The organism is Thalassobacter sp. HA4-2 (assembly GCF_055693705.1).
This window is the reverse complement of sequence record NZ_JBVFUK010000001.1, coordinates 2,623,253-2,646,773: the sequence shown is the minus strand read 5'-3', so window position 1 is coordinate 2,646,773 and position 23,521 is coordinate 2,623,253. Positions and strand designations below refer to the sequence as shown.

The window sequence follows — 23,521 nt, the reverse complement described above, 5'->3', positions numbered from 1 at the left end:
GCCTTGCAGGTGATCGCAGCGGCGGACCGGTCCAAGCCTGACTGGAAAAAGGTTAAAGCCCTTGTAATCAAATGCCAAAAGCAGACGGCCAAGGCCCAGAAGGAATGGAAGGACTACAACAAATCCGCCATCAAGCGCGCCGAATGGGGCGCGTTTGGCGCTACGGTCGTGTCTGAGGGGGCCTTTGGCGTGTTGGAGGTTTTGGCGACGGGCTATCTTGTCACCACGCGCGGGATGGACCCGCAAAAGGCGCAAATGGTTGCGGCGATGGGCGTCGAGGGGCTGAAGGTCTCGGCCGGGGAGATTGGTGAATATGCAGCCAATGACAAGTTCGATCCGGCCAAATCCGCCACCAAGGTCATGGGTTCCATGTTGATCACGGGTGTCGCCAATCGTTTAGGGGCCAAGCTTTCGTCAGGAGCGTTTGAAAAGGTACTGGGCAAGCTGAGCAAGGCCCTGTCCAAGGAATTCAACACCACCCTGCAAAAGTCGACCTACACGATCTTGCAAAAGTTCTTTTCCAAGGGCGGCGTGGGCGAGAACATGATCAACAACGCGATCAACGAGATCGGCAACACCGCCAAGGACGTGGCAGGCGGCAAAAAGGTGGACGAGAAATACGTCATCGACAAACTGACGGCGATCCTCTTGGGCTCTCTGGTGGGGTCCGCCCAGTTCAAGTCGTTGAAGAAGTTTGACGCCGGATGGCAGACAAGATCCGTAGACACGGCGGCCACACATTTCAGCAAGGTTATGGAAAACAAGATGACCCTCAAGCTGATTGCCAAGCACGGCGATAAATTTTCCAAGGCTGAGTTAACCAAGTTTGCCAGTGATGATGCGGCCAAGATCACCCTTCAAGCCGCCAAGAAGATGTCGGATGTCTTGGCCAAGACCGGCGGCCAAGGGGCCGTTAACGCCATGACAGGAAAAGAAAAATCCGTGCAGGAGTACGAGGCGCTGGCATTGAAGGCGATCCAGAAGGACACTGCGATCATGCGCCAGATGGAAATCCTTGTGATTGAAGAGGCGGAGAAGCGTTTGAAGAAACTCGAAAAGGCTAAGTAGATCGGTCTCTTCCCCTTCGCCGTCCAGCGCGTTACCCCTGTGGAAACGAATTTGCGGGAGTGATCCATGGCTGACCCTATCAAGTACGCAACCATCGACGGACCCATCGTGATGATCGGGTTCGGGTCCATCGGGCGCGGGACGTTGCCGCTGCTTCAGCGGCATTTTGACTTTGATCCCAAGGACTTCAGCGTTATCGAGCCCAATCCCAAGGGGCAGGCGGAATTGGCCGAACGGGGCATTACCTGCCACACAGACCGGCTGACGCCCGATAACTATCGCGCGGTGTTGGGCCGGGTCCTGGAGCCGGGCAAAGGGTTCTGCGTGAACCTGTCCGTGGACACCGGCAGCCTTGATCTGATGCGATTTTGTCGTGAGATTGGAGTGCCTTACATCGACACCGTGGTGGAGCCGTGGGAGGGTTTCTACTTCGGGGAGACGGACAACGCCGCCCGCACCAACTATGCCCTGCGCCAAGCCGTGCGGGATGAGAAGGCCGCGCACCCCGGGGGCACCACGGCGGTGTCGTGTTGCGGGGCCAATCCAGGCATGGTCAGCTGGTTCGTGAAGGAGGGGTTGATGACCCTTGCCCGCGATCTGGGCACGGACCACACCATGCCGACAACCCGTGAGGGCTGGGCAAAAATGATGCAAAATCTGGGGGTTAAGGGGGTCCACATCGCGGAACGGGACACCCAGGTCCGGCTAGAGCCGCGCCCCCGGGACGTGTTCGTGAACACATGGTCCGTGGAAGGGTTTATCGCCGAAGGGTTCCAACCGGCGGAGCTGGGCTGGGGCACCCACGAAAAATGGTTCCCCGAAAACGCCCACCGTCAAGAAAGTGGTTGTAAATCAGCGATTTGGCTGGACCAACCTGGCGCGCATACCCGGGTCCACACGTGGTGCCCGACCCCCGGCCCGCAGTTCGGATTTTTGGTCACACACAACGAAAGTGTATCAATATCAGACTATTACACCGTGGGTGAAGGGCACGAGCCGGAGTTCCGCCCCACGGTGCACTATGCCTACCACCCCTGTGACGACGCGGTTTTGTCCCTGCACGAGATGTTCGGATCCGGTAAGCCACAGGAAACACACCATATTTTCCATGAGGATGAGATCGTGGACGGCGTGGATGAATTGGGCGTGCTGTTGTTCGGTCACGCCAAGAACGCCCTGTGGTTCGGGTCTCGCCTGTCCAACGAGGAATGCAAAAAAATCGCGCCAGATCAAAACGCTACGGGATTGCAGGTCACCTCGGCGGTGCTGGCGGGGATGGTTTGGGCGTTGGAAAATCCGAACGCAGGCATCGTAGAGACGGACGAAATGGACCACGTCCGCTGCCTGGAGGTGCAACGCCCCTACCTTGGCCCGGTCGAGGCGCATTATACGGACTGGACCCCGCTGGAAAACCGCTGGGATCAGTTCCCCGAAAACCTCGATTTATCAGATCCTTGGCAGTTCCGAAACGTCCTGGCCAGCTGACACGCACCGCCCAATGCGCCCTCTGGGTGCGCCCGCCACACCTGCCGCCTCGGCCCCCGTTAACCACCCGTTAACTGCTCTGACAGACACCCTGCTGACCCGTGCATGATCCCGCACGGGTCGGGAAAAACCCGTGCATGATGTACAGCAGGTGGCGCGAAATGAACCTTGATGATGTAACTTCGGCACTCGCGGCGGCGGAGCATGGATCGGCCACGGCGGCGGGCCGGGCGCTGGGACTGGACCGGTCGGTGATCTCGCGCCGGATTGACCGGCTGGAGGCGCGTCTGGGCGCGCGGCTGTTTCACCGCACCACCCGGGCCCTGACCCCAACGGATGCCGGGCGGCAGTATCTGGACCGGGTGCGCGGTCCGGCCACGCGCATGGTGCAGGCGGGCGAGGACCTGAACACCGGCGCGGTCAAGGGCCGGGTGCGGATCGCCGCCAGCGCGCCCCTTGCGGTCGAGGTGCTGCGCCCCCTGATCCCCTACCTGCGCAACCGCCACGCCGACCTGTCTGTGGATGTGATCACGGCCCCAATCACGGCCCCAATTACGGGCGAGATCATGGGCGGGGTCGAGGGGCTGGTGCGGTCCGGCGCGGTGGACATCGGTCTGCACCTGTCGGCGGCGCGCCCCGGGGCGGTGCACGGGGTGGCGGTGCGGCCCGTGCGCTATCATCTGGTGATGGGGCGCGGCCTGACCCCGCCGCCCAACACCATGGCCCTGATGGACCACCCCCACCTTGTACAGATCGTGGGCGATGCCACGCCGCCGTGGCGCTTTGCCGGGCCCAGCGAGGAGCTTGCGCCGAACGGCCCGATCCGGTCCAACGACCCGGGCGTGCTGCGCGATGCGGCGCGGGCGGGGCAGGGCATTGCCTTGCTGCCCGACTGGATGGTGCAGGGCGACCTTGCGGCGGGCCGCCTGACCGAGGCGCTGCCCCGGCGGCCCAAGTCCCTGTCCGGCGGGGCGGCGGCGATCTGGATCCTGCAACCCGAAGGCTTGGTCCCGCCCCTGCGGGTCAGCGCCACCACCCGGTTCCTGCGCGAGGTGTTGGAGGGCGCGCAGATCACCATCCCTACCGATTGCCGCCCCGCACCCGTCCCTGCGCCCGTCCTTGTTTCGGGCACCGAACCGGAGTAGCGCAGTGCCATGAAAACCATGACCCTTGCGGATGCCAAGTCCCTGCCCCTCTACCGCCGCCCCATTGCCCTGCTGGCGTTGATGGCGGCGATCATGCCCATAGCCTTTGCCACGTGGTCGGCCCTGTTGAACAATTTTGTGGTCGAGGTGGCGGCGTTCGACGGGGCGGACATCGGGGTGTTGCACACGGTGCGAGAAATCCCCGGGTTTCTGGCGGTGGGGGTGATCTTTCTGATCCTGTTCATCCGCGAACAGGTCTTGGGTCTGGTGTCGCTGATCCTGTTGGGGGTGGCCACGGCCCTGACCGCGCAGTTCCCGTCCCTGGGCGGGATCCTGATGATCACCCTGCTGTCGTCCATCGGGTTCCATTACTACGAGACGGTGAACCAATCCTTGCAGTTGCAGTGGATCGAAAAGGGCCGCGCGCCGCAGGTGCTGGGCAAGCTGATTTCCGTGGGCGCAGGGGCCACCCTGTTGGCCTATGGTTTGATCGTGACCACATGGCGGGCCTTCGATCTGTCCTATGATCTGGTCTATTGGATCGCGGGGGGCATCACGGCGGCGGGGGCGGCCTTTGCCCTGCTGGCCTTTCCGCAGTTCGAAGCCCCCACGCCGCAGACCAAGAAGATGATCCTGCGCCGCCGCTATTGGCTGTACTATGCGTTGCAATTCATGTCCGGGGCGCGGCGGCAGATCTTTATCGTCTTTGCCGGGTTCATGATGGTGGAACGCTATGGCCTTGATGTGGCCGCCGTCACGGGCCTGTACATGGTGACGCTGCTGATCAACATGGTGGTGGCCCCGTTCATCGGGCGCGCGGTCGGTTTCTTTGGGGAACGGGCGGCGCTGGTGTTGGAATACGGCGGCTTGTTCATCGTGTTCGTGCTGTATGCGGGGCTGTACCAGTTCGATTGGGGCTGGCAGGTGGCGGCGGTGCTCTATGTGATCAACAACATCTTTTTCAGCCTCGCCCTGGCCATCAAGACCTATTTCCAGAAAATCGCGGACCCGGCGGATATTGCGCCCACGGCGGCTGTGGCCTTTACGATCAACCACATCGCGGCGGTGTTCCTGCCCGCGTCCCTGGGATTGCTGTGGTTGGTGTCGCCCATGACGGTGTTTGTGGCGGCGGCGGGCATGGCGCTGGTGTCGCTGGGCCTGTCGCTGTTGATCCCGCGCCACCCCGTTCCGGGGCACGAGACTGTGATGGCCCCTCGTCTGGCGGTCTAGGCCGCCCTATATGAGGGAAAAGGAGAGCGCCCATGTTTCTGTTCCAACGCAAAAAGGCCGAGATGGTCCTGCCCGATGACGCCCTGCCCGGGCGCGCGACCGCCATCCCCACCGCGACCACCCATTTTGTCAACGGCAACCCCCTGCTGGGCCCCGTGCCCGACGGCATGGAGGAGGCGATGTTCGGCATGGGCTGTTTCTGGGGCGTGGAGCGGATGTTCTGGAAACTGGACGGCGTCTACGTGACCCTTGTGGGCTATGCGGGGGGCTACACCCCCAATGCCACCTACGAGGAGGTCTGCAGCGGCAAGACCGGCCACAACGAGGTCGTGCGCGTGGTCTATGACCCGGCGGTGATTTCCTACGACGATCTGCTGCGCGTGTTCTGGGAAGGGCATGACCCGACTCAAGGGATGCGCCAAGGCAACGACGTGGGCACCCAGTACCGCAGCGGCATTTACACCTATACGCAGGCGCAAAAGCAGGCGGCCTTTGACAGCCGCGATGCCTTTGCGCCGCGCCTGTTGTCCGCAGGTTTTGGCGCTGTGACGACCGAGATCGTGGACGCGCCCCCGTTCTACCACGCCGAGGATTACCACCAGCAGTATCTGGCCAAGAACCCCGCAGGCTATTGCGGCATTGGCGGCACGGGTGTGACCTGCCCCATCGGTACTGGACTAGACACCGGGGTCTAGGGGCTTTCCCAAGGCCCGCGGTTGCGCTAGGCGCAGGGGCAACAGGAGATTTGCCCATGCCCACCTTTACCGCCTTCACCACCCTGAACGACAAAACCCGGGCCGAGGCTTTGGGCGAAATGCTCGAAGATCTGGACCCGGCGCCCTACGGCGTGGGCGTGTTCGAGATCGAGGACGACAGCGGTGTCTGGGAAGTGGGGGCGTACTTCCTAGAGGATCCCAATGCCGTGGACCTGACCCTGCTGGCCGTGGCCCACGGCGCGGCAGAGTTCGTGGTGTCCGAATTGCCCGACACCGATTGGGTCGCCAAGGTCCGGCGCGAATTGCACCCCGTGGAGGCGGGGCGCTTTTTCGTCTACGGCAGTCACGATGCGGACAAGCTGCCCGAGGGCAAGCTGGGCCTGTTGATCGAGGCGGCCATGGCCTTTGGCACCGGCCACCACGGCACCACCCACGGCTGTCTGCTGGCCTTTGACCGGCTGCTGACGGAGGGGCTGGCCCCGGGCAAGGTGGCCGATATCGGCTGCGGCACGGCGGTGCTGGCCATGGCGGCGGCCAAGGTCTGGCCCGAGGCCCCCATCTGGGCCAGCGACAACGACATCATCGCCGTGGACGTGGCCCGCGCCAATGCCGCCAGCAACGACCTGGACGGTCGCATCACCTGTCTGGAGGCCGCGGGCTTTGACCAGCCCGATCTGGCCGCCGCAGCCCCCTTTGATCTGGTGTTCGCCAACATCCTGATGGGCCCGCTGATCGAGCTTGCCCCGTCCATGGCCGCCCACACCGCGCCGGGCAGCTACATCATCCTGTCGGGCATCTTGAACCCACAGGCCCAAGACGTGATCGACGCCTATGGCGCTGCGGGCGTCGCGCTGATCCACCACGACACCATGGGGGAATGGACCACCCTGACCCTGCGTCGTTAACGATCTGGAAACGATGATTGCCGCAGTTTTGCCATGCTTTTGATCTAAACTCGCCCCATTGACGCAGACCAAAACCGTCGGAGGGTCGAGATGACGACGCAAAACATTCCGTTTCATCAACGGGTTGCCGCATTGCAAAGTAAGCGTGGGGGCGGTGGCGCACCCAAGGCGCGGGTCTTGTACGAGAAACATGCCAACGGTTTGTTGGTGCCCGTTGTGCAACAAAAGCCAGACCGCAAGCTGCCGTGGAAATCGGCCCTGCTGGTGATCGTCGCGGCCATCGGGTTCAAGGGGTTCCTGTTTGCGCAATTCGGCGCAGCGGCCCTGGAGGCGCGGGTGGCCGAATTCGACGTCACGCCCGCCGTGGCCTTGGCCCTTGGCGTGATGCTGGCCCCCGATCCCGTCACGGGCTGGGCGGCGGATCAGATCCGGCCCTTCCTGCCCAATCCTTACGCGCCGGAATAACTCCGCCCTGACAACGCAAAACGCCGTGGCGGGTGCCACGGCGTTACACGTCTTGGGTTGTTGCGCGGGTGTACTTAGTAGGGCTTGCCGTCCACAACGTATTCGATGTCTGCGCGCACGATGCCAATGTCGGCCAATTCGCGGTCTGTCAGCACGGACAGGGCTTTGCGCGTCACGCGGCGGTCATTCCACGCGGCCAGTTCAGCGAACAAAGAGAGAATTGCAGTCCGAAGGCCATTTGTGGTGGCGATCGGACGGATGGTGTCGAGAGTTGCCATTGGGTTCGTCCTTTTCCGATCAATGTAGTGAAGTGCCACCGGCGCGCGTTTCGTGCCGATTGGGGGGCACCTAAGACGCAAAATCCGCTCTCACAATACCAATTTTTGCATGGCTCCCATGTTGGGAATGCATAGTGTCGCATTTGATACAAACCCTTGCCGCTATTGGCTTTTTCACGGCTCAAGGGGTCGAAAATAATCGCCTGAATGTCGCTTTTGTTCTGTGGTTTGGGGCAACATGCGTGCGTGCTTTGTCTGGCCTGCGATCACGGGGCGTGATACCGCTGTAACAAACACGACAGGCAGGTGAGCAATGCGTATTCTTGGGATTGATCCGGGGCTTCGAAACCTCGGCTGGGGCGTTGTCGAATCGCGCGGCAGCCGTCTCAGCCACGTGGCCAATGGGGTCTGTACGTCCCAGACGGGGCAACCCCTTGCGGACCGTCTGTTGACCCTGCACGACCAACTGACCGCCGTGATCCGGCAGTATCAGCCGGGGGCGGCAGCGGTCGAGCAGACCTTTGTGAACCGCGACGGGGCGGGCACCCTGAAACTGGGTCAGGCCCGGGGCATCGCCATGCTGGTTCCCGCGCAGGCCGGGTTGGTGGTGGGCGAATACGCCCCCAACGCGGTCAAGAAAACCGTGGTCGGGGTGGGCCACGCGGACAAGGGGCAGGTACAACACATGGTGAAACTGCAACTGCCCGGCGTGGTTCTGACCGGGCCGGATGCGGCGGATGCGCTGGCCATTGCCATCTGTCATTCGTTGCACCTGCAATCCTCGGGCAAGTGGGAGGCCGCGTTGCGGGCTGCCCAATGATCGGCAAGCTGACGGGGCGCGTGGATTTCAAGGCGCAGGACCACGTTCTGCTGGATGTGGGCGGCGTGGGCTATACCGTGCATGTCAGCGAGCGGACCCTGGCCGCCCTGCCCGGGGTGGGAGAGGTCGCGGCGCTGTACACCGAACTGCTGGTGCGCGAGGATCTGTTGCAGCTGTTCGGGTTTCAGACAGTGTACGAACGGGAATGGCACCGCCTGCTGGTCAGTGTGCAGGGCATCGGGGCCAAAGCCTCCATGGCGATCCTTGGCACCTTGGGGGCCGAGGGGGTGGCGCGGGCCATCGCCTTGGGCGACGCGGCCGCGGTCAAGGCCGCCCCCGGTGTCGGCCCCAAGATCGCCGCCCGCGTTGTGAACGAGTTGAAGGACAAGGCCCCCGGTCTGATGGCCATGGGGTCCAGCGACGTGCTGGAGGCTGTGGGCGATGTGCCCGCCGCCCCCACGGTTGCTAGGGCCAAGGCGCCCGCCCAATCCTCCAGCGCGCAGGCAGAGGCGTTGTCGGCCTTGACCAACCTTGGCTATGCCCCCACCGACGCCGCCCGCGCCGTGGCCGAGGCGTCGGATGCAGGCGATGTGGGCGCGATCATCAAGGCCGCGCTGGTGCGGCTGGCCCCGGGGACCTGATCCATGGACAGCCCTGATCCCATCCTGCGCGGCGACGGCCCGGACGAGCCCGACAAGGCCCTGCGCCCCCAGACCCTGTCCGAATTCATCGGCCAGAAAGAGGCCCGCGCGAACCTGCATGTTTTCATCCAATCCGCCCGCCAAAGGGCCGAGGCCATGGACCACGTGTTGTTCCACGGCCCCCCCGGTCTGGGCAAGACCACGCTGGCCCAGATCATGGCGCGGGAGTTGGGGGTGAACTTTCGCATGACCTCTGGCCCGGTGCTGGCCAAGGCGGGGGATCTGGCGGCGATCCTGACCAATCTGGAACGCAACGACGTGTTGTTCATCGACGAGATCCACCGTCTGAACCCGGTGGTGGAGGAGGTGCTGTACCCCGCGATGGAGGATTATGCCCTTGATCTGGTGATCGGAGAGGGGCCGGCGGCGCGCACGGTGCGCATTGATTTGCAGCCCTTCACGCTGGTGGGGGCGACCACGCGGCTGGGGCTGTTGACGACGCCCCTGCGCGACCGGTTCGGCATCCCCACCCGGTTGCAGTTCTACACCGAGGAGGAGTTGCACCAGATCGTCACACGCGGGGCGCGGTTGCTGGGTGCGCCCGCCGATGACGCCGGTGCCCGCGAGATTGCCCGCCGCGCCCGTGGCACCCCGCGCGTGGCCGGGCGCTTGCTGCGCCGGGTCGTGGATTTCGCCGTGGTCGAGGGGGATGGCACCATCGGGCGCGAGATCGCGGACTCTGCCCTGACCCGGCTGGGCGTGGATCGTCTGGGGCTGGACGGGGCCGACCGGCGCTATCTGCGCCTGATCGCGGAGCATTACCAAGGCGGCCCCGTGGGCATCGAGACCATGGCCGCCGCCCTGTCCGAGAGCCGCGACGCGCTGGAAGAGGTGATCGAGCCTTACCTGTTGCAACAGGGCTTGTTGCAGCGGACCCCCCGGGGCCGGATGCTGGCCAGCCGGGCCTGGACCCATCTGGGGTTGGAGCCACCCGCCCCTGCGGGCCAGGGGACCCTGCTGTGAGCCGCGCGCCTGTTGAGAGGGCGGGGTGGGGTATTTGTAACCCAATGAAGCAGGAGGACGCGCCATGAGGCCAGAGGATGTCACCCGTTACTTTACCCGCGCGGACGGGCAGTACCTGTTTGCCCGCTGGGGGCGCCCCATCGCCCCCAATGTGTTCGGCGTGCTGGACGACACCGTGGGCGTGATCAAGGGCGCGATCGAGGCGTTGTGTGTGCTGACGGGCCACAAGATGGCCGAGACCGACCCGGAGCTGGGCAGCAACCTGATGGTGTTCTTCATCCAGTCCTGGGACGAGCTGCCTGAAACGAAGGGAATGGACCGCCTGATCCCGGACCTTGTGCCCCTTGTGGCGCGGCTGAAAGCGGCGGACGCCAACCAGTACCGGGTGTTCCGCTTTGACGAGGGCGGCGGGATCAAGGCCTGTTTCAGCTTTGTGTGCATGGACGACGCCCTGCGCGATGTGCCTGCCGAAACGGTGGCGCTGAACCAGATGGTGCAGGCCATGGTGCTGTGGTCGGATCAGGCGTTTCTGGGGGCCTCTCCCTTGGCCCTTGTGGACGGCAAGGCGATGCTGCGCCCGGAGGTGGGCGATCTGCTGCGCGCGGCCTATGACCCTGTGCTGCCCGTCATGGCACAAGACCCCAGCCACGCCCTGCGGCTGGCCGCGCGCATGGGGACGGGGCACTAGGGGGCATCGCCCGGGGAACGGCGTGCGGCGATCACGGGGGCCAAGTCGGCCAGTTTGACCGCCGTCTGCAGACACGCCGCAAAGGCCGGTTGATCCGCCAGCGCCGCCGTCCAGTCGATATCCGGCACGTTGATCCCCACGGCCGCACTGGCACCACGTTGCGCGAGGATTGCGCCCTCGGGCAGGTCCAGGCCGCTGCACCAGTTGCGCAGGTCTGTCACATCTGTTTTGCCAAACGACAGGTCCATGCGGCCCCTGTCCGCCTTGTGATCAATGCTGACCCCCGGCAACCGGGGTTCGGGATACAGCACCACCCACGTGGACCCGGCACCACGGGGTGTTGTCGGCGCAACCATGCCCAAGGTGGGGTAGGCCGCCAACGCGGCAAAGTATTCGGCGTGGCGTGCGGTCATATGGGGCACTTCGGTCACTTGATAGCCGCGCCGTGCCTTGGTGATGGCCGCCGCCAGCACATGGGCGCGCCAAGCCCCGCGCGCCGTGCCCTGCGCCTGATGCCACCTGCGCAAGTCCTCGTAGGGCAACACCTTATCATAGGCGGCCCCGTGGATATCCAAATAGGACTGCGGGGCGGCCAGAACGGTGATCGCCCGGTCGCACTGCTCCGCCGCACAGGCCGCCTGTGCGCGCATATGGTAGCGTTCGGGTTGCAGGGGCTGGGGGCTGGCGTCGATCTTGTTTTCGATGAACAGGGCCAAAGTGCCGTCCCCTGTCGGCCCCATGGCAATCAGGTCGGATTCCCCGTCCGCCGTGTTCACGCTGTGCCATGCGCCTGTGACGTGCCAGCCGGGCAGGCCCAGCAGCGCCGACAGGTGCAGCCCGAAGGCGGGATCGCCGTGCAGGTCTTCCAATAGCAGCAAGTCGATGTCACGTTCGTAGACAGCGCCGAGGGGCGCGCCGAACGCAAGATCGAAAGAGGTGTCGTTGTGATCCACCATTGGCCCATCCGTGTGTATTACGAGGATACCGACCTTGCGGGGATTGTCTATTACGCCAACTACCTGCGGTTCATCGAGCGCGCCCGGTCCGAGATGGTGCGCGCGGCGGGCATTGATCAGGTGGCGATGAAGGCCGAGGGGGTCGTCTTTGCCGTCACCCGGGTCGAGGCGGATTACCTGTCGCCCGCACGTTATGACGATCAATTGATGGTCCAGACCAAGGTGGCCCGCGCCACGCCCGCGCGGTTCGTAATGGACCAGGTCGTGCGTCGGGACGGCACGGACCTGTTCCGCGCGGTGGTCACGATTGCGTGCCTCGGGGCGGGCGGTCGCCCGGTACGGGTGCCCGACGCGGTGCGCGCCCTCGCCTAGCGCCCGCCCGCCACATCGAGGATCGCGCCGGTGGTGTAGCTGGCCTGATCGGAGGCGAGCCAGGCAACGGCATCGGCAATCTCTTGCGCGCGGCCCGGGCGTCCGAGGGGGATTGCGCCTGCGAGGCGTGCGGCGCGCTTCGGCTGCCCGCCCGAGGCATGGATGTCCGTGTCGATCACGCCCGGGCGCACCGCGTTCACCCGAATACCACGGGGGGCCAGTTCCTTTGACAGACCCACGGTCAGCGTGTCCAGCGCGCCCTTGGTGGCGGCATAGTCCACATATTCCCCCGGCGATCCTACGCGCGCGGCGGCCGAAGAGATAAAGGTGATTGAGGCGCCCGCGTGATCGGGCAGGCGGCGTGCCCCCTCGCGCGCGGTGATCAAAGCGCCCAGCAGGTTGGTGTTGATGACGCGGGCCATCCGTGCGACCGACATGTCTGCCAGGGGCTGGGACGGGGCCACGATGCCTGCATTCACCACCACCGCGTGCAGCGGGCCAAGGGCACCTGCCGCGTCAAAGGCGGCCAGTGTGGCCGCTTCATCCGCCGCATCGGCGCGCAGGGCCAGGGCCTTTGGCAAGCTGGCGGCCAGTCGCGTGGCGGTGTCTGCCGACTGCGCGTAGGTCAGGGCGACGGCGAACCCGTCGCGGGCCAAGGCTTGGGCCGTGGCGGCACCAATGCCGCGGCTGCCCCCGGTGATGAACGCTGTTTTAGTCATGGGGTTCCTCCTATGGGCACAATGGCCAAGGGGGCGGCAGCGTGCAACCTATCGGCGGGGGGCCGCCGGGGCGTGCATTCCCCTACCCAAGCCCCTTCAAACCTGTTAACTTGGTCCCCAATTGAGCCCCAAAGGGCCGCAACATAGGGCAGAGCAGCTCATGGAAACCGAAATTCTCGCGGGCGCCGCGGAGATTGATTTCTCCCTGTGGGCGCTGTTCCTTCGCGCGACCGTCTTGGTCAAGCTGGTGATGATCTTGCTGGTCGTCATGTCGGTCTGGATCTGGGCGATCTACATTCAAAAGCTGATCCAGTTCCGGCGCGCGCGGCGTGAAAGCAGCGCCTTTGATGCCGCCTTCTGGAGTGGGGAGCCGCTGGACAGGCTCTATGCCCAGATCGGGGGCGATCCCCGCACCGCCTCTGAACGCATTTTCACTGCCGCCATGACCGAGTGGGAGCGCAGCCACATCGACGGCGGCGGTCTGATCCCCGGGGCGCAATCGCGCATCGACCGGGCCATGGATCTGGCCATTGCCAAGGAACGGGACAAGCTGACCAGCGGTCTGACGTTTCTGGCCACCACCGGGTCCACGGGGCCGTTCATCGGCCTGTTCGGCACGGTGTTCGGGATCAAGCACGCCTTCGAGGAAATCGCGATCCAGCAGAACACCAACCTCGCCGTTGTCGCCCCCGGCATTGCCGAGGCGTTGCTGGCCACGGGGCTGGGCCTGATGGCCGCGATCCCGGCGGTGGTGTTCTACAACCAGATGACGCGCGAGGCGGACCGGATCACCGGCGACTACGAGGCCTTTGCCGACGAATTCGCCACCATCCTGTCGCGCCAGTTGAGCGCCGCGTAAGATGGGCGGCGGCGTGGTCCCATCGGGCGATCAGGGCGGCGGGCGGCGCAGGCGGCGCCGGTCCAGCGCGCCCATGTCCGAAATCAACGTGACCCCCTTTGTGGATGTCATGCTGGTGTTGCTGATCATCTTCATGGTCGCGGCCCCCTTGTTGACCGCAGGGGTCGAGGTGGACCTGCCCGACAGCGCCGCTAGTGCTTTGCCCGACGAACAGGAAGAACCACTGACCGTGACCGTGGCCGCCGATGGCCGCGTGTTGATCCAGTCCACCGAGGTGCCACAGGCAGAGCTTGTCACCCGCCTGCAGGCCGTGGCCGGGGAACGTGACAGCACACGGGTGTTCCTGCGCGCCGATGGGTCCGTGCCTTACGCGGATGTCATGGTCGTCATGGGGGCGCTGAACGCGGGCGGCTTTGGCAACATCGGGCTGGTGACGGACCCGGGTGGCCCCGCGCTCGATCAGGGGCAATGATCCATGCAGTGGCGCGAGGGGTTGATGGTTTCCGGGGCAGGGCATGCCGCCCTGTTCGGCTGGGCCTTGGTGGCGGGCGTGTTTGACGAAACCCCGCCCGCACCGATGGAGGTGGCGCAGGTCAGCGTGATCTCTGCCGCCGACTTTGCCGCCCTGACCGCCGGTGCGCCCGATGCCGCCCCCGAGACACAAGCCCTGCCCGACGCCCCGGTCGCGCCGGAGGTGACACAGGTGACCGTGCCCACGCCTGTGGCCCCGCCACCCCCGCGGCCCGCCCCCGCTGTCGCGCCCACAGCGCCCCCGGCGGACGTGACGCCGCAGCCTGTGATCCAGACGCCGCCCACCGAAGTGACCCCCGTGGCCCCCCGGCCCCCGAGGCGCCGCCGGTGTTTGATGCCCCCGACATCTCGGATACGCCCAGCCCGCGCCCCGCGCCGCGCGTGGCCCCGACACCGGCCCCACCCAGCCCGGCGGACACGACCCCCACCGCAGAGCCCGCGCCGGAGCCCGCGCCCAGCGAGGCCCCGTCTGACACGCCAGCCCCGGCGGCCGCGCCAGAGGCCACCACGGAAATCGTGACCGAAGCGGACCAGCCGTCCCGCGCGCCCGAGGCATCGAACCGCCCCACGCGCCGCCCCAACCGACCGGCCCCCGCGCCAGCGGCGACCACTGCGGTGGCGGAGACCCCGGCAGAGACGACGCCCGAACCCGCCGAGGCCGCGCCTGATACCAACCCCGACACCAACCCCTTCGGCAACCTGTCCGAACAGTTGCAAGAACAGGCCGCCAGCGGCAGCCCCGTCCCCCTTGGCGGCGGTATCCCCGATGCAATCATCGGGGCGGTGCAGCGCGGGGTGGGGGGCAATTGGAACATCGGGGCCAGCAGTTCGGCGGCCCAGCGGGTGATCGTCACGGTGGCCTTTTCGGTCGCACCGGAGGGCCGCGTCGACATCGGCTCGATCCGGCAAACGGCGGCCACGGGCGGAGATGCCGCCGCCACGCGGACCGCATACGAAGTGGCGCGGCGGGCAATTATCCGCGCGTCCAACGAGGGGGTGTTTGAACGACTGCCCCAAGACAAATATGACCAATGGCGAGAGATTGAGATGACCTTCAATCCCGAAACGATGAGGATTCGTTGAATGGTGGCCCTGTTAACCCGTACCTTTCTGGCCCTGCTGCTGACCTTTGGGATCGCGGCAACCGTCAGCCTGCCTGCCCATGCCCAAGGCCCCCTGCGGATCGAGATCACCGATGGTGTGATCGAACCGCTGCCCTTTGCGGTGCCCGACTTCATCGCGCGCAATGGGGCGGCGAACCAAGCGGCCAGCGACATCTCGCGGCTGGTGGCGCAGAACCTGACGGGCACGGGCCTGTTCCGGGAGATCCCGCGCGAGGCCCACATCGCCCGGGTGTCCACCTTTGATGCCACCGTGCCCTTTGCCGACTGGCGTGCGATCAACGCCCAGGCCCTGATCACCGGCGCGGTGGAGGTGTCGGGCAGCCGCCTGACCGTGCAATTCCGCCTGTTCGACGTGGTTTCGGGCGCGCCCCTTGGCAAGGGGATGCAGTTCGTGGGCACCACGGAGGGCTGGCGTCGCATGGCCCACAAGGTGTCGGACGCGGTCTATTCCCGGATCACCGGCGAGGGCGGCTATTTCGACAGCCGGGTCGTGTTTGTGTCCGAATCCGGGCCCAAGAATGCCCGGCAAAAGCGCCTTGCGATCATGGATTACGACGGGGCCAACGTTCAGTATCTGACCGGGTCCCAGCACATCGTTCTGGCCCCCCGCTTTTCGCCCAGTGGCGACAAGGTGCTGTATACCAGCTACGAGACCGGCTTTCCCCGCATCTACGAGCTGGATGTGGCCACCCTGCGCCGAGGCGTTCTGACCGAACAGCAGGGCAATATGTCCTTTGGCCCCCGCTATGCGCCCGATGGGCGGCGGGTGGTCTATTCGCTGGAGAACGGCGGGAACTCCGACATTTATGTGCTCGACCTCGGCTCTGGCCGGTCCACGCGGCTGACCACGTCACCGGCCATTGACACCGCGCCCAGCTTTTCCCCCGATGGCCAGCAGATCGTGTTTGAAAGCGACCGCAGCGGCGGGTCCCAGATCTATGTCATGTCCGCCAGTGGCGGTACGGCCCAGCGGATCAGTCGCGGCGCGGGCCGCTATGGCACGCCTGTGTGGTCCCCGCGCGGGGATCTGGTGGCCTTTACCAAGCAACATCAGGGCCGTTTCCACATCGGGGTCATGCGCCTTGACGGCTCTGAAGAGCGTTTGCTGACCGGGGCCTTTCTGGACGAGGGGCCCAGCTGGTCCCCCAATGGCCGCGTGGTGATGTTCACCCGCGAGACGCGCGGGGCGTCGGGGTCGGCGGCCCTGTATTCGGTGGATATCTCGGGCCGGAACCTCAAACGCGTGGCCACGCCTGCGGGCGGGTCAGACCCCACATGGGGCCCTCTTTTGCCCTGAGCCTTGATACGATATACAATGACAAAACAAAGGACGAGCAGATGCGCCTTCGCCTCCCCCTAGCCCTGAGTGCCCTTGTGGCACTGGCCGCCTGTACCGGCGGCACCGGACCCTTTTCCAACGGCGGTGATGCCGTCGACCTGAACGCCCAAGGCGCCGGTGCCGGCGTGGTCGAGCCGGGGTCGATCAATGATCCCACCTCCATGGCCTATTTCCAGCAGGTCGTCGGGGACCGCGTGTTGTTTGACGTGGACCAAAGCACGATCAACATCGCCGGGCAGGCCGTGTTGGACGGGCAGGCGGACTTCTTGCTGCGCAACATGGAATTCACCGCCGTGATTGAAGGGCACGCCGACGAACAGGGCACCCGGGATTACAACCTTGCCCTGTCCGCCCGGCGCGCGGCGGCAGCACAGGAATACCTGATCTCGCGCGGGGTGGCCCCCAACCGCCTGCGCACCCTGCCGCTGGGCAAGGAACGCCCCATCGCGATCTGTTCCGACGAAAGCTGCTATGCTCAGAACCGCCGCGCCGTGACCATTCTGGCGGCCGGGCAGGGTGGGGTCTGACCCATGCGCGCGCTGGTTCTGGCCCTTGCCCTGACGTTGACCCCTGCGGTGGCCCCGGCCCAGCAGGAGCAGACCCTCGCCGACATCCGCCAAGAGCTGTCGGTGCTGTTCGTCGATATCCAGCGTCTGAAGCGGGAGTTGTCCACCACCGGCGCGCCGCAATCGTCCTTGGGCGGGGGCAGCACCCTGGACCGTGTGAACGCCATCGAGGCGTCCTTGCAACGGCTGACCGCCCAGACCGAACAGCTGCAGTTCCGCCTCGATGCCGTGGTGCGCGACGGGTCCAACCAGATCGAGGATCTGGAGTTCCGCCTGTGTGAGTTGGAGGCGTCTTGCGACATCAGCCAGCTGTCCGGCGGCACGACCCTTGGGGGCACGGCCCCGGCCCCGGCGCCTGCTCCGGCGCCCGCCCAGCCCCAGGTGGTTGTGGGCGAGCAGGGGGATTTTGACCGCGCCCGGGCGGATTTCGACGCCGGTCGTTACGCCGAGGCGGCCCTTGCCTTCGAGGCGTTCAACACCTCCTACCCCGGCAGTCCCTTGGCGGGGCAGGCGCATTTGCTGCGCGGCGATGCACTGGCCCAGCAGGCCCAGTGGTCCGGTGCCGCCCGCGCCTACCTCGAAGCCTTTTCAGTAGATCCCGACGCCAGCCTTGCGCCGGGCGCGCTGGTGAAACTGGGCAACGCGTTGGAGGCGTTGGGCCAGCGCGAAGAGGCTTGCCTGACCCTGGCCGAAGTGGGCGCGCGCTATCCCGGTGCGGCGGCGGTGGCGGATGCCCAGACTCGCATGGGCCAGCTTAGCTGTTCGTGACACTGCTTGATCGGTTCCGCGCCCATGCCACGGACACCGCCGTTCTGGTGGCCTGTTCGGGGGGCGGGGATTCGGTCGCTTTGTTGCACCTGACCGTGGCCACTCTTGGGGCCGCACACGTGCGCTGCGCCACGGTAAACCACAACCTGCGCGCCGAGGCGGCGGCAGAGGCGGCCTTTGTTGCCCGCCTGTGCGCTGATCTGGGTGTGCCGCACACGACCTTGGACTGGCACTGGGACGGGCAGGGCAACCTGCAGGCGGCGGCGCGGGACGGGCGGCGTGCGGCGCTTGTGTCCCATGCGCGCGGCGACGAGACGATCTATCTGGCCCACACCGCCGAGGATCAGGCCGAGACGGTTCTAATGCGTCTGGCCCGTGGGTCGGGCGTCGATGGGCTGGCCGGGATGCGCGCCCGGAAGGGTCGGATCGCACGCCCGCTGCTGTCCGAGACCCGCGCCGATTTGCGCGACTGGCTGCGGTCCAGGGGGCAGGGCTGGTGCGAGGATCCGTCCAACGAGGACCCGCGATATGACCGCGTGCGCGCGCGGGCCATGGCCGACACGCTGGCGGGGTTGGGTCTGACGCAGGATCGGCTGTTGCAAACGGCGGACATGATGCGCGCCGAGGCCGAGGTGTTGGAGCACGCCGCGCGGGCGTGGGCGCAGGATCACGTCCGTCAGGACGGGCCGGACCTTGTGATTGCCCGGGACAGCCGTGCGCCCGGGGCGTTGGTCGCCCGGGTCTTTGCCGTTGCTCTGTCGTGGTTCAACGGGACCCCCTACAAACCCCGCCGCGCAGCGCTGGAGGCGTGGATGGCATCGCACGCCCCCAGCACCCTTGGCGGCGTCCTTTTGTCGCCCGGCGCGGACCATATCCGCCTGTCGCGCGAGGTGGCGGCGGTACAGGGCGCAACCGATGGCACCTGGGATCACCGTTGGGCCCATGATCCGACCCCGCCCGGCACCCACGTCGCCGCCGTTGCAGACGGCCTGTCCACAGTGCCAGACTGGCGTCAAACGGGCCTGCCCCACGCCAGCCTGCGCGCGACGCCGGGCCTATGGCGCGGCCCCGACCTGATCGCCGCCCCCGCCGCCGGATGGCCCCAAGGTTGGCAGGCATTTCCCGCTGGATTCAAACTGCTGCGCGATTCACGTTGAAGTCGGCCCGGGCATGTCTATCTTAGAGGACAAAGGCGCCTCTTCCCGTTCACGCGCCTCAATCGAAGGAGTTTCCCTTGGGCAACGCAAGAAATATCGTCTTTTGGGTCGTGCTGTTCGTCCTGATCCTGGCGCTCTTCAATCTGTTTTCCGGCAACCAGTCCAGCACCGCGCAACGCGCGACGCCGTATTCTGACTTCATCACTCAGGTGGAGCAGGGCGGCGTGACCTCGGTCACACTGGACGGTGAACGCATCCTGTTCCGCGCCGGTGACGGGTCACAGCAAGTGACGATCAAGCCCGCAGATGTGGACGTGACCGAAACCCTGCTGGCCAACGAGGTCGTGATCCGCGCCGAGGCGCAGGAACAATCCGGCTTTATGTCTGCCCTGTCCCTGTGGCTGCCGTTCCTTGTGCTGATCGGCATCTGGATTTTCTTCATGAACCGGATGCAGGGCGGCGGCAAAGGCGGCGCCATGGGCTTTGGTAAGTCCAAGGCGAAACTGCTGACCGAAAAGCAGGGACGCGTGACCTTTGACGATGTCGCGGGCATTGACGAGGCGAAAGACGATCTGGAAGAGATCGTGGAATTCCTGCGAAACCCCCAGAAATTCAGCCGTTTGGGTGGTAAAATTCCCAAAGGCGCGCTGCTTGTGGGCCCTCCGGGTACTGGTAAGACGTTGCTGGCGCGGGCCGTGGCCGGTGAGGCAGGCGTGCCGTTCTTCACCATCTCCGGCTCCGACTTCGTCGAGATGTTCGTGGGTGTGGGTGCGTCCCGAGTGCGCGATATGTTCGAGCAGGCCAAGAAGAACGCGCCCTGTATCGTGTTCATCGACGAAATCGACGCCGTGGGCCGGTCCCGTGGCGTGGGCTACGGCGGTGGCAACGACGAGCGGGAGCAGACCCTGAACCAGCTGCTGGTCGAGATGGACGGGTTCGAGGCCAACGAGGGCATCATCATCGTGGCCGCTACCAACCGTCCCGATGTGCTGGACCCTGCGCTGTTGCGCCCCGGTCGGTTCGACCGTCAGGTGCAGGTGCCCAACCCCGACATCAAGGGGCGCGAGAAAATTCTGGGCGTCCATGCCCGCAAGGTGCCTTTGGGACCGGACGTGGATCTGCGCATCATCGCGCGCGGCACGCCCGGGTTTTCTGGCGCTGATCTGGCCAACCTGGTCAACGAATCGGCCCTGATGGCCGCGCGTGTTGGTCGTCGGTTTGTCACCATGGAAGATTTCGAATCCGCCAAGGACAAGGTCATGATGGGGGCCGAGCGTCGCTCGATGGTCATGACCGAGGATGAGAAAAAGCTGACCGCCTATCACGAGGCTGGGCACGCGGTTGTGGGCCTGTATGTCCCCGATCACGATCCGATCCACAAGGCGACGATCATCCCCCGGGGCCGCGCCCTTGGTCTGGTGATGTCCCTGCCAGAGCGGGATCAGCTGTCGGTCAGCCGTCAAAAGTACACCTCCAAGATCGCCATGGCGATGGGGGGCAAAGTGGCCGAAGAGCTGAAGTTCGGACCCGAGAATGTGACCTCCGGCGCGACCTCGGACATCCAGCAATCCACCAAGATCGCCCGTGCCATGGTTACGCAGTTCGGTTTCGCCGAAGAGCTGGGCCACGTGGATTACGCCAACGAACAGCAGTCTTATCTGGGCAGCTACGGCGGCGGCACCAGCCACAGCCAAGCGACGCAGCAGATCATTGACCAAAAGGTCAAGGAGATCATCGACACCGGTTATGAGACCGCCAAGCGCATCCTGACCGAGCGGCGGGAGGAATGGGAAAACCTGGCTCAGGGCTTGTTGGAATACGAAACCCTGACCGGACCCGAGATCAAGAAGGTCATGAAGGGGGAGCCGTTGAACCGTGGCGACGACGACGACACCCCGGACACGGGCAGCTCGATCACCTCGATCCCCAAGACCAAGCCCAAGTCGCGGCCCTCGGGCGGGGACATGGAACCGGAACCCACCGCATAAGACCAAAGGGCCAGCCAAGCGCTGGCCCTTTTAATTCCGGTTCTTGCGCAATCGCATTTCGGACCATTGTTCGGTGTCGCTCCACTTGCTACCGGTATGGCAAAGGAGACCGCCGATGCCCGCCCTCAAACCCACCGACATCACTGGCACCATCACATGGCTGGGCACAGTTCCCGACCGGGACGCGGCCCTCGCCAGCCAGCCGCGCCAGTCCCTGCCCCTGACCTTTGCCGGGCCTGAGGGGGAGGATCACGGCGGTCTGACCCGCCCGTCGTGCAGCCGGGTCCTGTCCCAATATCCGCGCGGCACCACAATCCGAAATACCCGCCAACTGTCGGTCGTCAGCGCCGAGGAGTTGGAGGACATCGCGCAGGCCATCGGTGTCGAACACTTCGATCCCGCGTGGATCGGGGCGACGGTCGTGATCCGTGGTATCCCGGACTTTACCCACATCCCGCCTTCTGCCCGGCTTCAGGCGGCCTCCGGTGCGACCCTGACCGTGGACATGGAAAACCGCCCTTGCCATCTGCCCGCCCCGGTGATCGAGGCGGACGCACCCGGCCACGGCAAGGCCTTCAAGGCCGCGGCCAAGGGCAAGCGTGGCGTGACCGCATGGGTGGAACGTGAGGGCATTCTGACCCTAGGTGACACCGTGACCCTCCACATTCCCGACCAGCGCCCGTGGCAGCCCGGCCCGCTGATCTAAGGCGACGCCGGTTTCCCATATGAAACGGCGCGGCCCAATTGCGCCGCTGCATCCCCACAATATGTCGCAAACCCTGCGGAGCGGTCTTGGCCTTGCCACTAAGGCTTGCAGTACACAAGCGCGCACAGTGCCCAACAGGGACCGGAGAGACATGACCTACAAGACCGATATCGAGATCGCCCGCGAGGCCGACAAAAAACCCATCCAGGAGATCGGCGCCAAGTTGGGCATCCCGTCCGACAGCCTGCTGCCCTATGGGCACGACAAGGCGAAGGTGGGGCAGGACTTCATCAACTCCGTCCAGGACCGCCCCAACGGCAAACTGATCCTTGTCACGGCCATCAACCCCACCCCGGCGGGCGAGGGCAAGACAACCACGACCGTGGGTCTGGGCGACGGTCTGAACCACATCGGCAAAAACGCAGCCGTCTGCATCCGCGAGGCCAGCCTAGGTCCGAACTTCGGCATGAAGGGCGGGGCTGCCGGTGGCGGCTATGCGCAGATCGTGCCGATGGAAGATATGAACCTGCACTTCACCGGCGATTTTCACGCCATCACCTCTGCGCACAGCCTGTTGTCGGCCATGCTGGACAACCACATCTACTGGGGCAACGAGCAGGAGATCGACATCCGCCGGGTCCAGTGGAAGCGTGTGGTGGACATGAACGACCGTGCCCTACGCCAGATCACGGCGTCTTTGGGCGGTGTGGCCAACGGCTTTCCCCGTGAGGCTGGTTTTGACATCACCGTAGCCTCCGAGGTAATGGCGATCCTGTGTCTGGCCAAGGATCTGAAAGATCTGGAACAGCGACTGGGCGACATGATCGTGGCCTACCGCCGCGACCGTAGCCCCGTGTTCTGCCGCGACATCAAGGCCGAAGGGGCGATGACCGTTCTGTTGAAGGACGCGATGCAGCCCAACCTGGTGCAGACGCTGGAAAACAACCCGGCGTTTGTCCATGGCGGCCCCTTCGCCAACATCGCCCACGGCTGCAACAGCGTGATTGCCACGCAGACGGCGCTGAAACTGGCGGATTATGTGGTGACCGAGGCGGGCTTTGGCGCGGACCTTGGGGCCGAGAAGTTCATGAACATCAAGTGCCGCAAGGCCGGGCTGGCCCCCGATTGTGTGGTGCTGGTGGCGACTGTGCGCGCGATGAAGATGAACGGCGGTGTGGCCAAGGGCGATCTTGGGGCCGAGAATGTGGATGCCGTGAACGAGGGTTGCGCGAACTTGGGCCGTCATATCGGCAACCTCAAGTCCTTTGGGGTGCCGGTGGTCGTGGCGATCAACCATTTCGTCACGGATACGGACGCCGAGGTGCAGGCCGTGAAGGACTATGTGGCCAGCCAAGGGTCCGAGGCGATCCTGTCGCGCCATTGGGAGCTGGGGTCCGAAGGGTCCGCCGATCTGGCGCGCAAAGTGGCCGAGATTGCCGACAGCGGTGTGTCGCAATTCGCCCCCCTTTACAGTGACGACCTGACCCTGATGGAAAAGATAGAGCGTGTCTGCAAAGGCATCTACCGCGCCGACGACGTGATCGTGGACCAGAAAATCCGCGACCAGCTGAAGCTGTGGGAGGATCAGGGGTACGGCCATCTGCCGGTTTGCATGGCAAAAACCCAGTATTCCTTCAGCACGGACCCCAGCCAGCGGGGCGCGCCTACGGGCCATTCGATCCCTGTGCGAGAGGTCCGCTTGTCGGCCGGGGCTGGTTTTGTGGTGGTGGTCTGCGGCGAGATCATGACCATGCCGGGCCTGCCCCGCAAACCATCAGCCGAGGCGATTCATTTGAACGATGCAGGCCAGATCGAAGGTCTGTTCTAGGGTGATCTGTGCTGGGCGGGGATTGACCCCCGCCCGGCCCATGCCTTCGGCGTGGGTATTTTTGACCCAATGAAGCCGGGGCGATTAACCTTAATGGTGGATTTACCATTGTGAACAGAAGACCGGTGCAGAACTTGTTTCGCG

The 23,521-nt window shown here is 65.1% G+C and carries 26 protein-coding genes; 22 read left to right on the top strand and 4 right to left on the bottom strand.

The window, feature by feature from the left end; all coding sequences use genetic code 11:
• Nucleotides 1-3: 3 nt before the first annotated feature.
• The 7 genes from ACZ1G0_RS13335 (at nt 4) to ACZ1G0_RS13305 (ending at nt 7,014) form a co-directional block, all read left to right on the top strand.
• Entirely contained in the window at nt 4-1,068 is a 1,065-nt protein-coding gene (locus tag ACZ1G0_RS13335) for a hypothetical protein (RefSeq protein ID WP_472737385.1), read from the top strand.
• A 66-nt stretch (nt 1,069-1,134) separates the two neighbouring features.
• Entirely contained in the window at nt 1,135-2,553 is a 1,419-nt protein-coding gene (locus ACZ1G0_RS13330) for a homospermidine synthase (RefSeq protein ID WP_472737384.1), read from the top strand.
• A 161-nt stretch (nt 2,554-2,714) separates the two neighbouring features.
• Nucleotides 2,715-3,698: a LysR family transcriptional regulator gene (locus ACZ1G0_RS13325; protein ID WP_472737383.1), complete on the top strand. Its 984-nt coding sequence runs from the start codon at nt 2,715-2,717 to the stop codon at nt 3,696-3,698.
• A 9-nt stretch (nt 3,699-3,707) separates the two neighbouring features.
• Entirely contained in the window at nt 3,708-4,928 is a 1,221-nt protein-coding gene (locus ACZ1G0_RS13320) for an MFS transporter (RefSeq protein WP_472737382.1), read from the top strand.
• A 32-nt stretch (nt 4,929-4,960) separates the two neighbouring features.
• On the top strand, nt 4,961-5,623 hold the full coding sequence (gene msrA / locus ACZ1G0_RS13315; protein WP_472737381.1) for a peptide-methionine (S)-S-oxide reductase MsrA: 663 nt from the start codon (nt 4,961-4,963) through the stop codon (nt 5,621-5,623).
• A 56-nt stretch (nt 5,624-5,679) separates the two neighbouring features.
• Nucleotides 5,680-6,549, top strand: a complete 870-nt coding sequence (locus ACZ1G0_RS13310) for a 50S ribosomal protein L11 methyltransferase (RefSeq protein WP_472737380.1) — start codon at nt 5,680-5,682, stop codon at nt 6,547-6,549.
• A 90-nt stretch (nt 6,550-6,639) separates the two neighbouring features.
• A complete protein-coding gene (locus ACZ1G0_RS13305) occupies nt 6,640-7,014 on the top strand; it encodes a hypothetical protein (protein ID WP_472737379.1) in 375 nt (124 codons plus the stop codon).
• Between the two features lie 74 nt (nt 7,015-7,088).
• On the opposite strand, the gene ACZ1G0_RS13300 is transcribed toward ACZ1G0_RS13305, so the two are convergent.
• Complete coding sequence (locus tag ACZ1G0_RS13300) at nt 7,089-7,292, bottom strand: DUF1127 domain-containing protein (protein ID WP_472737378.1); 204 nt, start codon at nt 7,290-7,292, stop codon at nt 7,089-7,091.
• Nucleotides 7,293-7,605: 313 nt separating this feature from the next.
• Between ACZ1G0_RS13300 and ruvC the strand changes: the two genes are divergently transcribed.
• The 4 genes from ruvC to ACZ1G0_RS13280 all read left to right on the top strand — a co-directional run bounded on the left by ruvC (nt 7,606) and on the right by ACZ1G0_RS13280 (nt 10,464).
• Nucleotides 7,606-8,112, top strand: a complete 507-nt coding sequence (gene ruvC / locus ACZ1G0_RS13295; protein ID WP_472737377.1) for a crossover junction endodeoxyribonuclease RuvC — start codon at nt 7,606-7,608, stop codon at nt 8,110-8,112.
• Nucleotides 8,109-8,753, top strand: coding sequence for a Holliday junction branch migration protein RuvA (gene ruvA / locus ACZ1G0_RS13290; protein ID WP_472737376.1), 645 nt, complete (start codon nt 8,109-8,111; stop codon nt 8,751-8,753). Before ruvC ends, ruvA begins: the two co-directional genes overlap by 4 nt.
• Nucleotides 8,754-8,756: 3 nt before the next feature.
• On the top strand, nt 8,757-9,776 hold the full coding sequence (ruvB, locus tag ACZ1G0_RS13285) for a Holliday junction branch migration DNA helicase RuvB (RefSeq protein ID WP_472737375.1): 1,020 nt from the start codon (nt 8,757-8,759) through the stop codon (nt 9,774-9,776).
• A gap of 64 nt (nt 9,777-9,840) precedes the next feature.
• Nucleotides 9,841-10,464, top strand: a complete 624-nt coding sequence (locus tag ACZ1G0_RS13280) for a hypothetical protein (protein WP_472737374.1) — start codon at nt 9,841-9,843, stop codon at nt 10,462-10,464.
• On the opposite strand, the gene ACZ1G0_RS13275 is transcribed toward ACZ1G0_RS13280, so the two are convergent.
• Complete coding sequence (locus tag ACZ1G0_RS13275; protein ID WP_472737373.1) at nt 10,461-11,420, bottom strand: hypothetical protein; 960 nt, start codon at nt 11,418-11,420, stop codon at nt 10,461-10,463. The genes ACZ1G0_RS13280 and ACZ1G0_RS13275 overlap by 4 nt on opposite strands.
• Here ACZ1G0_RS13275 and ybgC point away from each other — a divergent pair.
• Nucleotides 11,409-11,792, top strand: a complete 384-nt coding sequence (ybgC, locus tag ACZ1G0_RS13270) for a tol-pal system-associated acyl-CoA thioesterase (protein WP_472737372.1) — start codon at nt 11,409-11,411, stop codon at nt 11,790-11,792. The two genes, ACZ1G0_RS13275 and ybgC, sit on opposite strands and share 12 nt — an antisense overlap.
• Here the strand turns inward: ybgC and ACZ1G0_RS13265 are convergent.
• On the bottom strand, nt 11,789-12,511 hold the full coding sequence (locus tag ACZ1G0_RS13265) for an SDR family oxidoreductase (RefSeq protein ID WP_472737371.1): 723 nt from the start codon (nt 12,509-12,511) through the stop codon (nt 11,789-11,791). The two genes, ybgC and ACZ1G0_RS13265, sit on opposite strands and share 4 nt — an antisense overlap.
• Before the next feature lie 160 nt (nt 12,512-12,671).
• Here ACZ1G0_RS13265 and tolQ point away from each other — a divergent pair, with 160 nt between their 5' ends.
• A complete protein-coding gene (tolQ, locus tag ACZ1G0_RS13260; RefSeq protein ID WP_472737370.1) occupies nt 12,672-13,370 on the top strand; it encodes a protein TolQ in 699 nt (232 codons plus the stop codon).
• Nucleotide 13,371: 1 nt separating this feature from the next.
• Nucleotides 13,372-13,842, top strand: a complete 471-nt coding sequence (tolR, locus tag ACZ1G0_RS13255; RefSeq protein WP_472737369.1) for a protein TolR — start codon at nt 13,372-13,374, stop codon at nt 13,840-13,842.
• Here the strand turns inward: tolR and ACZ1G0_RS13250 are convergent.
• Nucleotides 13,830-14,186 (bottom strand): hypothetical protein, encoded by a 357-nt coding sequence (locus ACZ1G0_RS13250; RefSeq protein ID WP_472737368.1) that lies wholly within the window; start codon nt 14,184-14,186, stop codon nt 13,830-13,832. The genes tolR and ACZ1G0_RS13250 overlap by 13 nt on opposite strands.
• A gap of 42 nt (nt 14,187-14,228) precedes the next feature.
• Here ACZ1G0_RS13250 and ACZ1G0_RS13245 point away from each other — a divergent pair, with 42 nt between their 5' ends.
• From ACZ1G0_RS13245 to ACZ1G0_RS13210, 8 genes are all read left to right on the top strand, one after another.
• The gene (locus ACZ1G0_RS13245; RefSeq protein WP_472737367.1) at nt 14,229-14,984 is read left to right on the top strand and encodes a hypothetical protein; all 756 of its coding nucleotides are present in this window, start codon (nt 14,229-14,231) and stop codon (nt 14,982-14,984) included.
• Nucleotides 14,985-16,322 (top strand): Tol-Pal system beta propeller repeat protein TolB, encoded by a 1,338-nt coding sequence (tolB, locus tag ACZ1G0_RS13240; RefSeq protein WP_472737366.1) that lies wholly within the window; start codon nt 14,985-14,987, stop codon nt 16,320-16,322.
• A 41-nt stretch (nt 16,323-16,363) separates the two neighbouring features.
• Nucleotides 16,364-16,891 carry an OmpA family protein gene (locus ACZ1G0_RS13235; protein WP_472737365.1) on the top strand — a complete coding sequence of 176 codons (528 nt, stop codon included), beginning with the start codon at nt 16,364-16,366 and terminating at the stop codon, nt 16,889-16,891.
• Between the two features lie 3 nt (nt 16,892-16,894).
• Nucleotides 16,895-17,698, top strand: a complete 804-nt coding sequence (ybgF, locus tag ACZ1G0_RS13230; RefSeq protein ID WP_472737364.1) for a tol-pal system protein YbgF — start codon at nt 16,895-16,897, stop codon at nt 17,696-17,698.
• Nucleotides 17,695-18,855, top strand: a complete 1,161-nt coding sequence (gene tilS, locus ACZ1G0_RS13225; RefSeq protein ID WP_472737363.1) for a tRNA lysidine(34) synthetase TilS — start codon at nt 17,695-17,697, stop codon at nt 18,853-18,855. Before ybgF ends, tilS begins: the two co-directional genes overlap by 4 nt.
• A 77-nt stretch (nt 18,856-18,932) precedes the next feature.
• The gene (ftsH, locus tag ACZ1G0_RS13220; RefSeq protein ID WP_472737362.1) at nt 18,933-20,843 is read left to right on the top strand and encodes an ATP-dependent zinc metalloprotease FtsH; all 1,911 of its coding nucleotides are present in this window, start codon (nt 18,933-18,935) and stop codon (nt 20,841-20,843) included.
• A gap of 115 nt (nt 20,844-20,958) precedes the next feature.
• Nucleotides 20,959-21,549, top strand: coding sequence for an MOSC domain-containing protein (locus ACZ1G0_RS13215; protein ID WP_472737361.1), 591 nt, complete (start codon nt 20,959-20,961; stop codon nt 21,547-21,549).
• A gap of 151 nt (nt 21,550-21,700) precedes the next feature.
• Nucleotides 21,701-23,377, top strand: coding sequence for a formate--tetrahydrofolate ligase (locus tag ACZ1G0_RS13210; protein ID WP_472737360.1), 1,677 nt, complete (start codon nt 21,701-21,703; stop codon nt 23,375-23,377).
• The last annotated feature ends 144 nt before the right edge of the window (nt 23,378-23,521 follow it).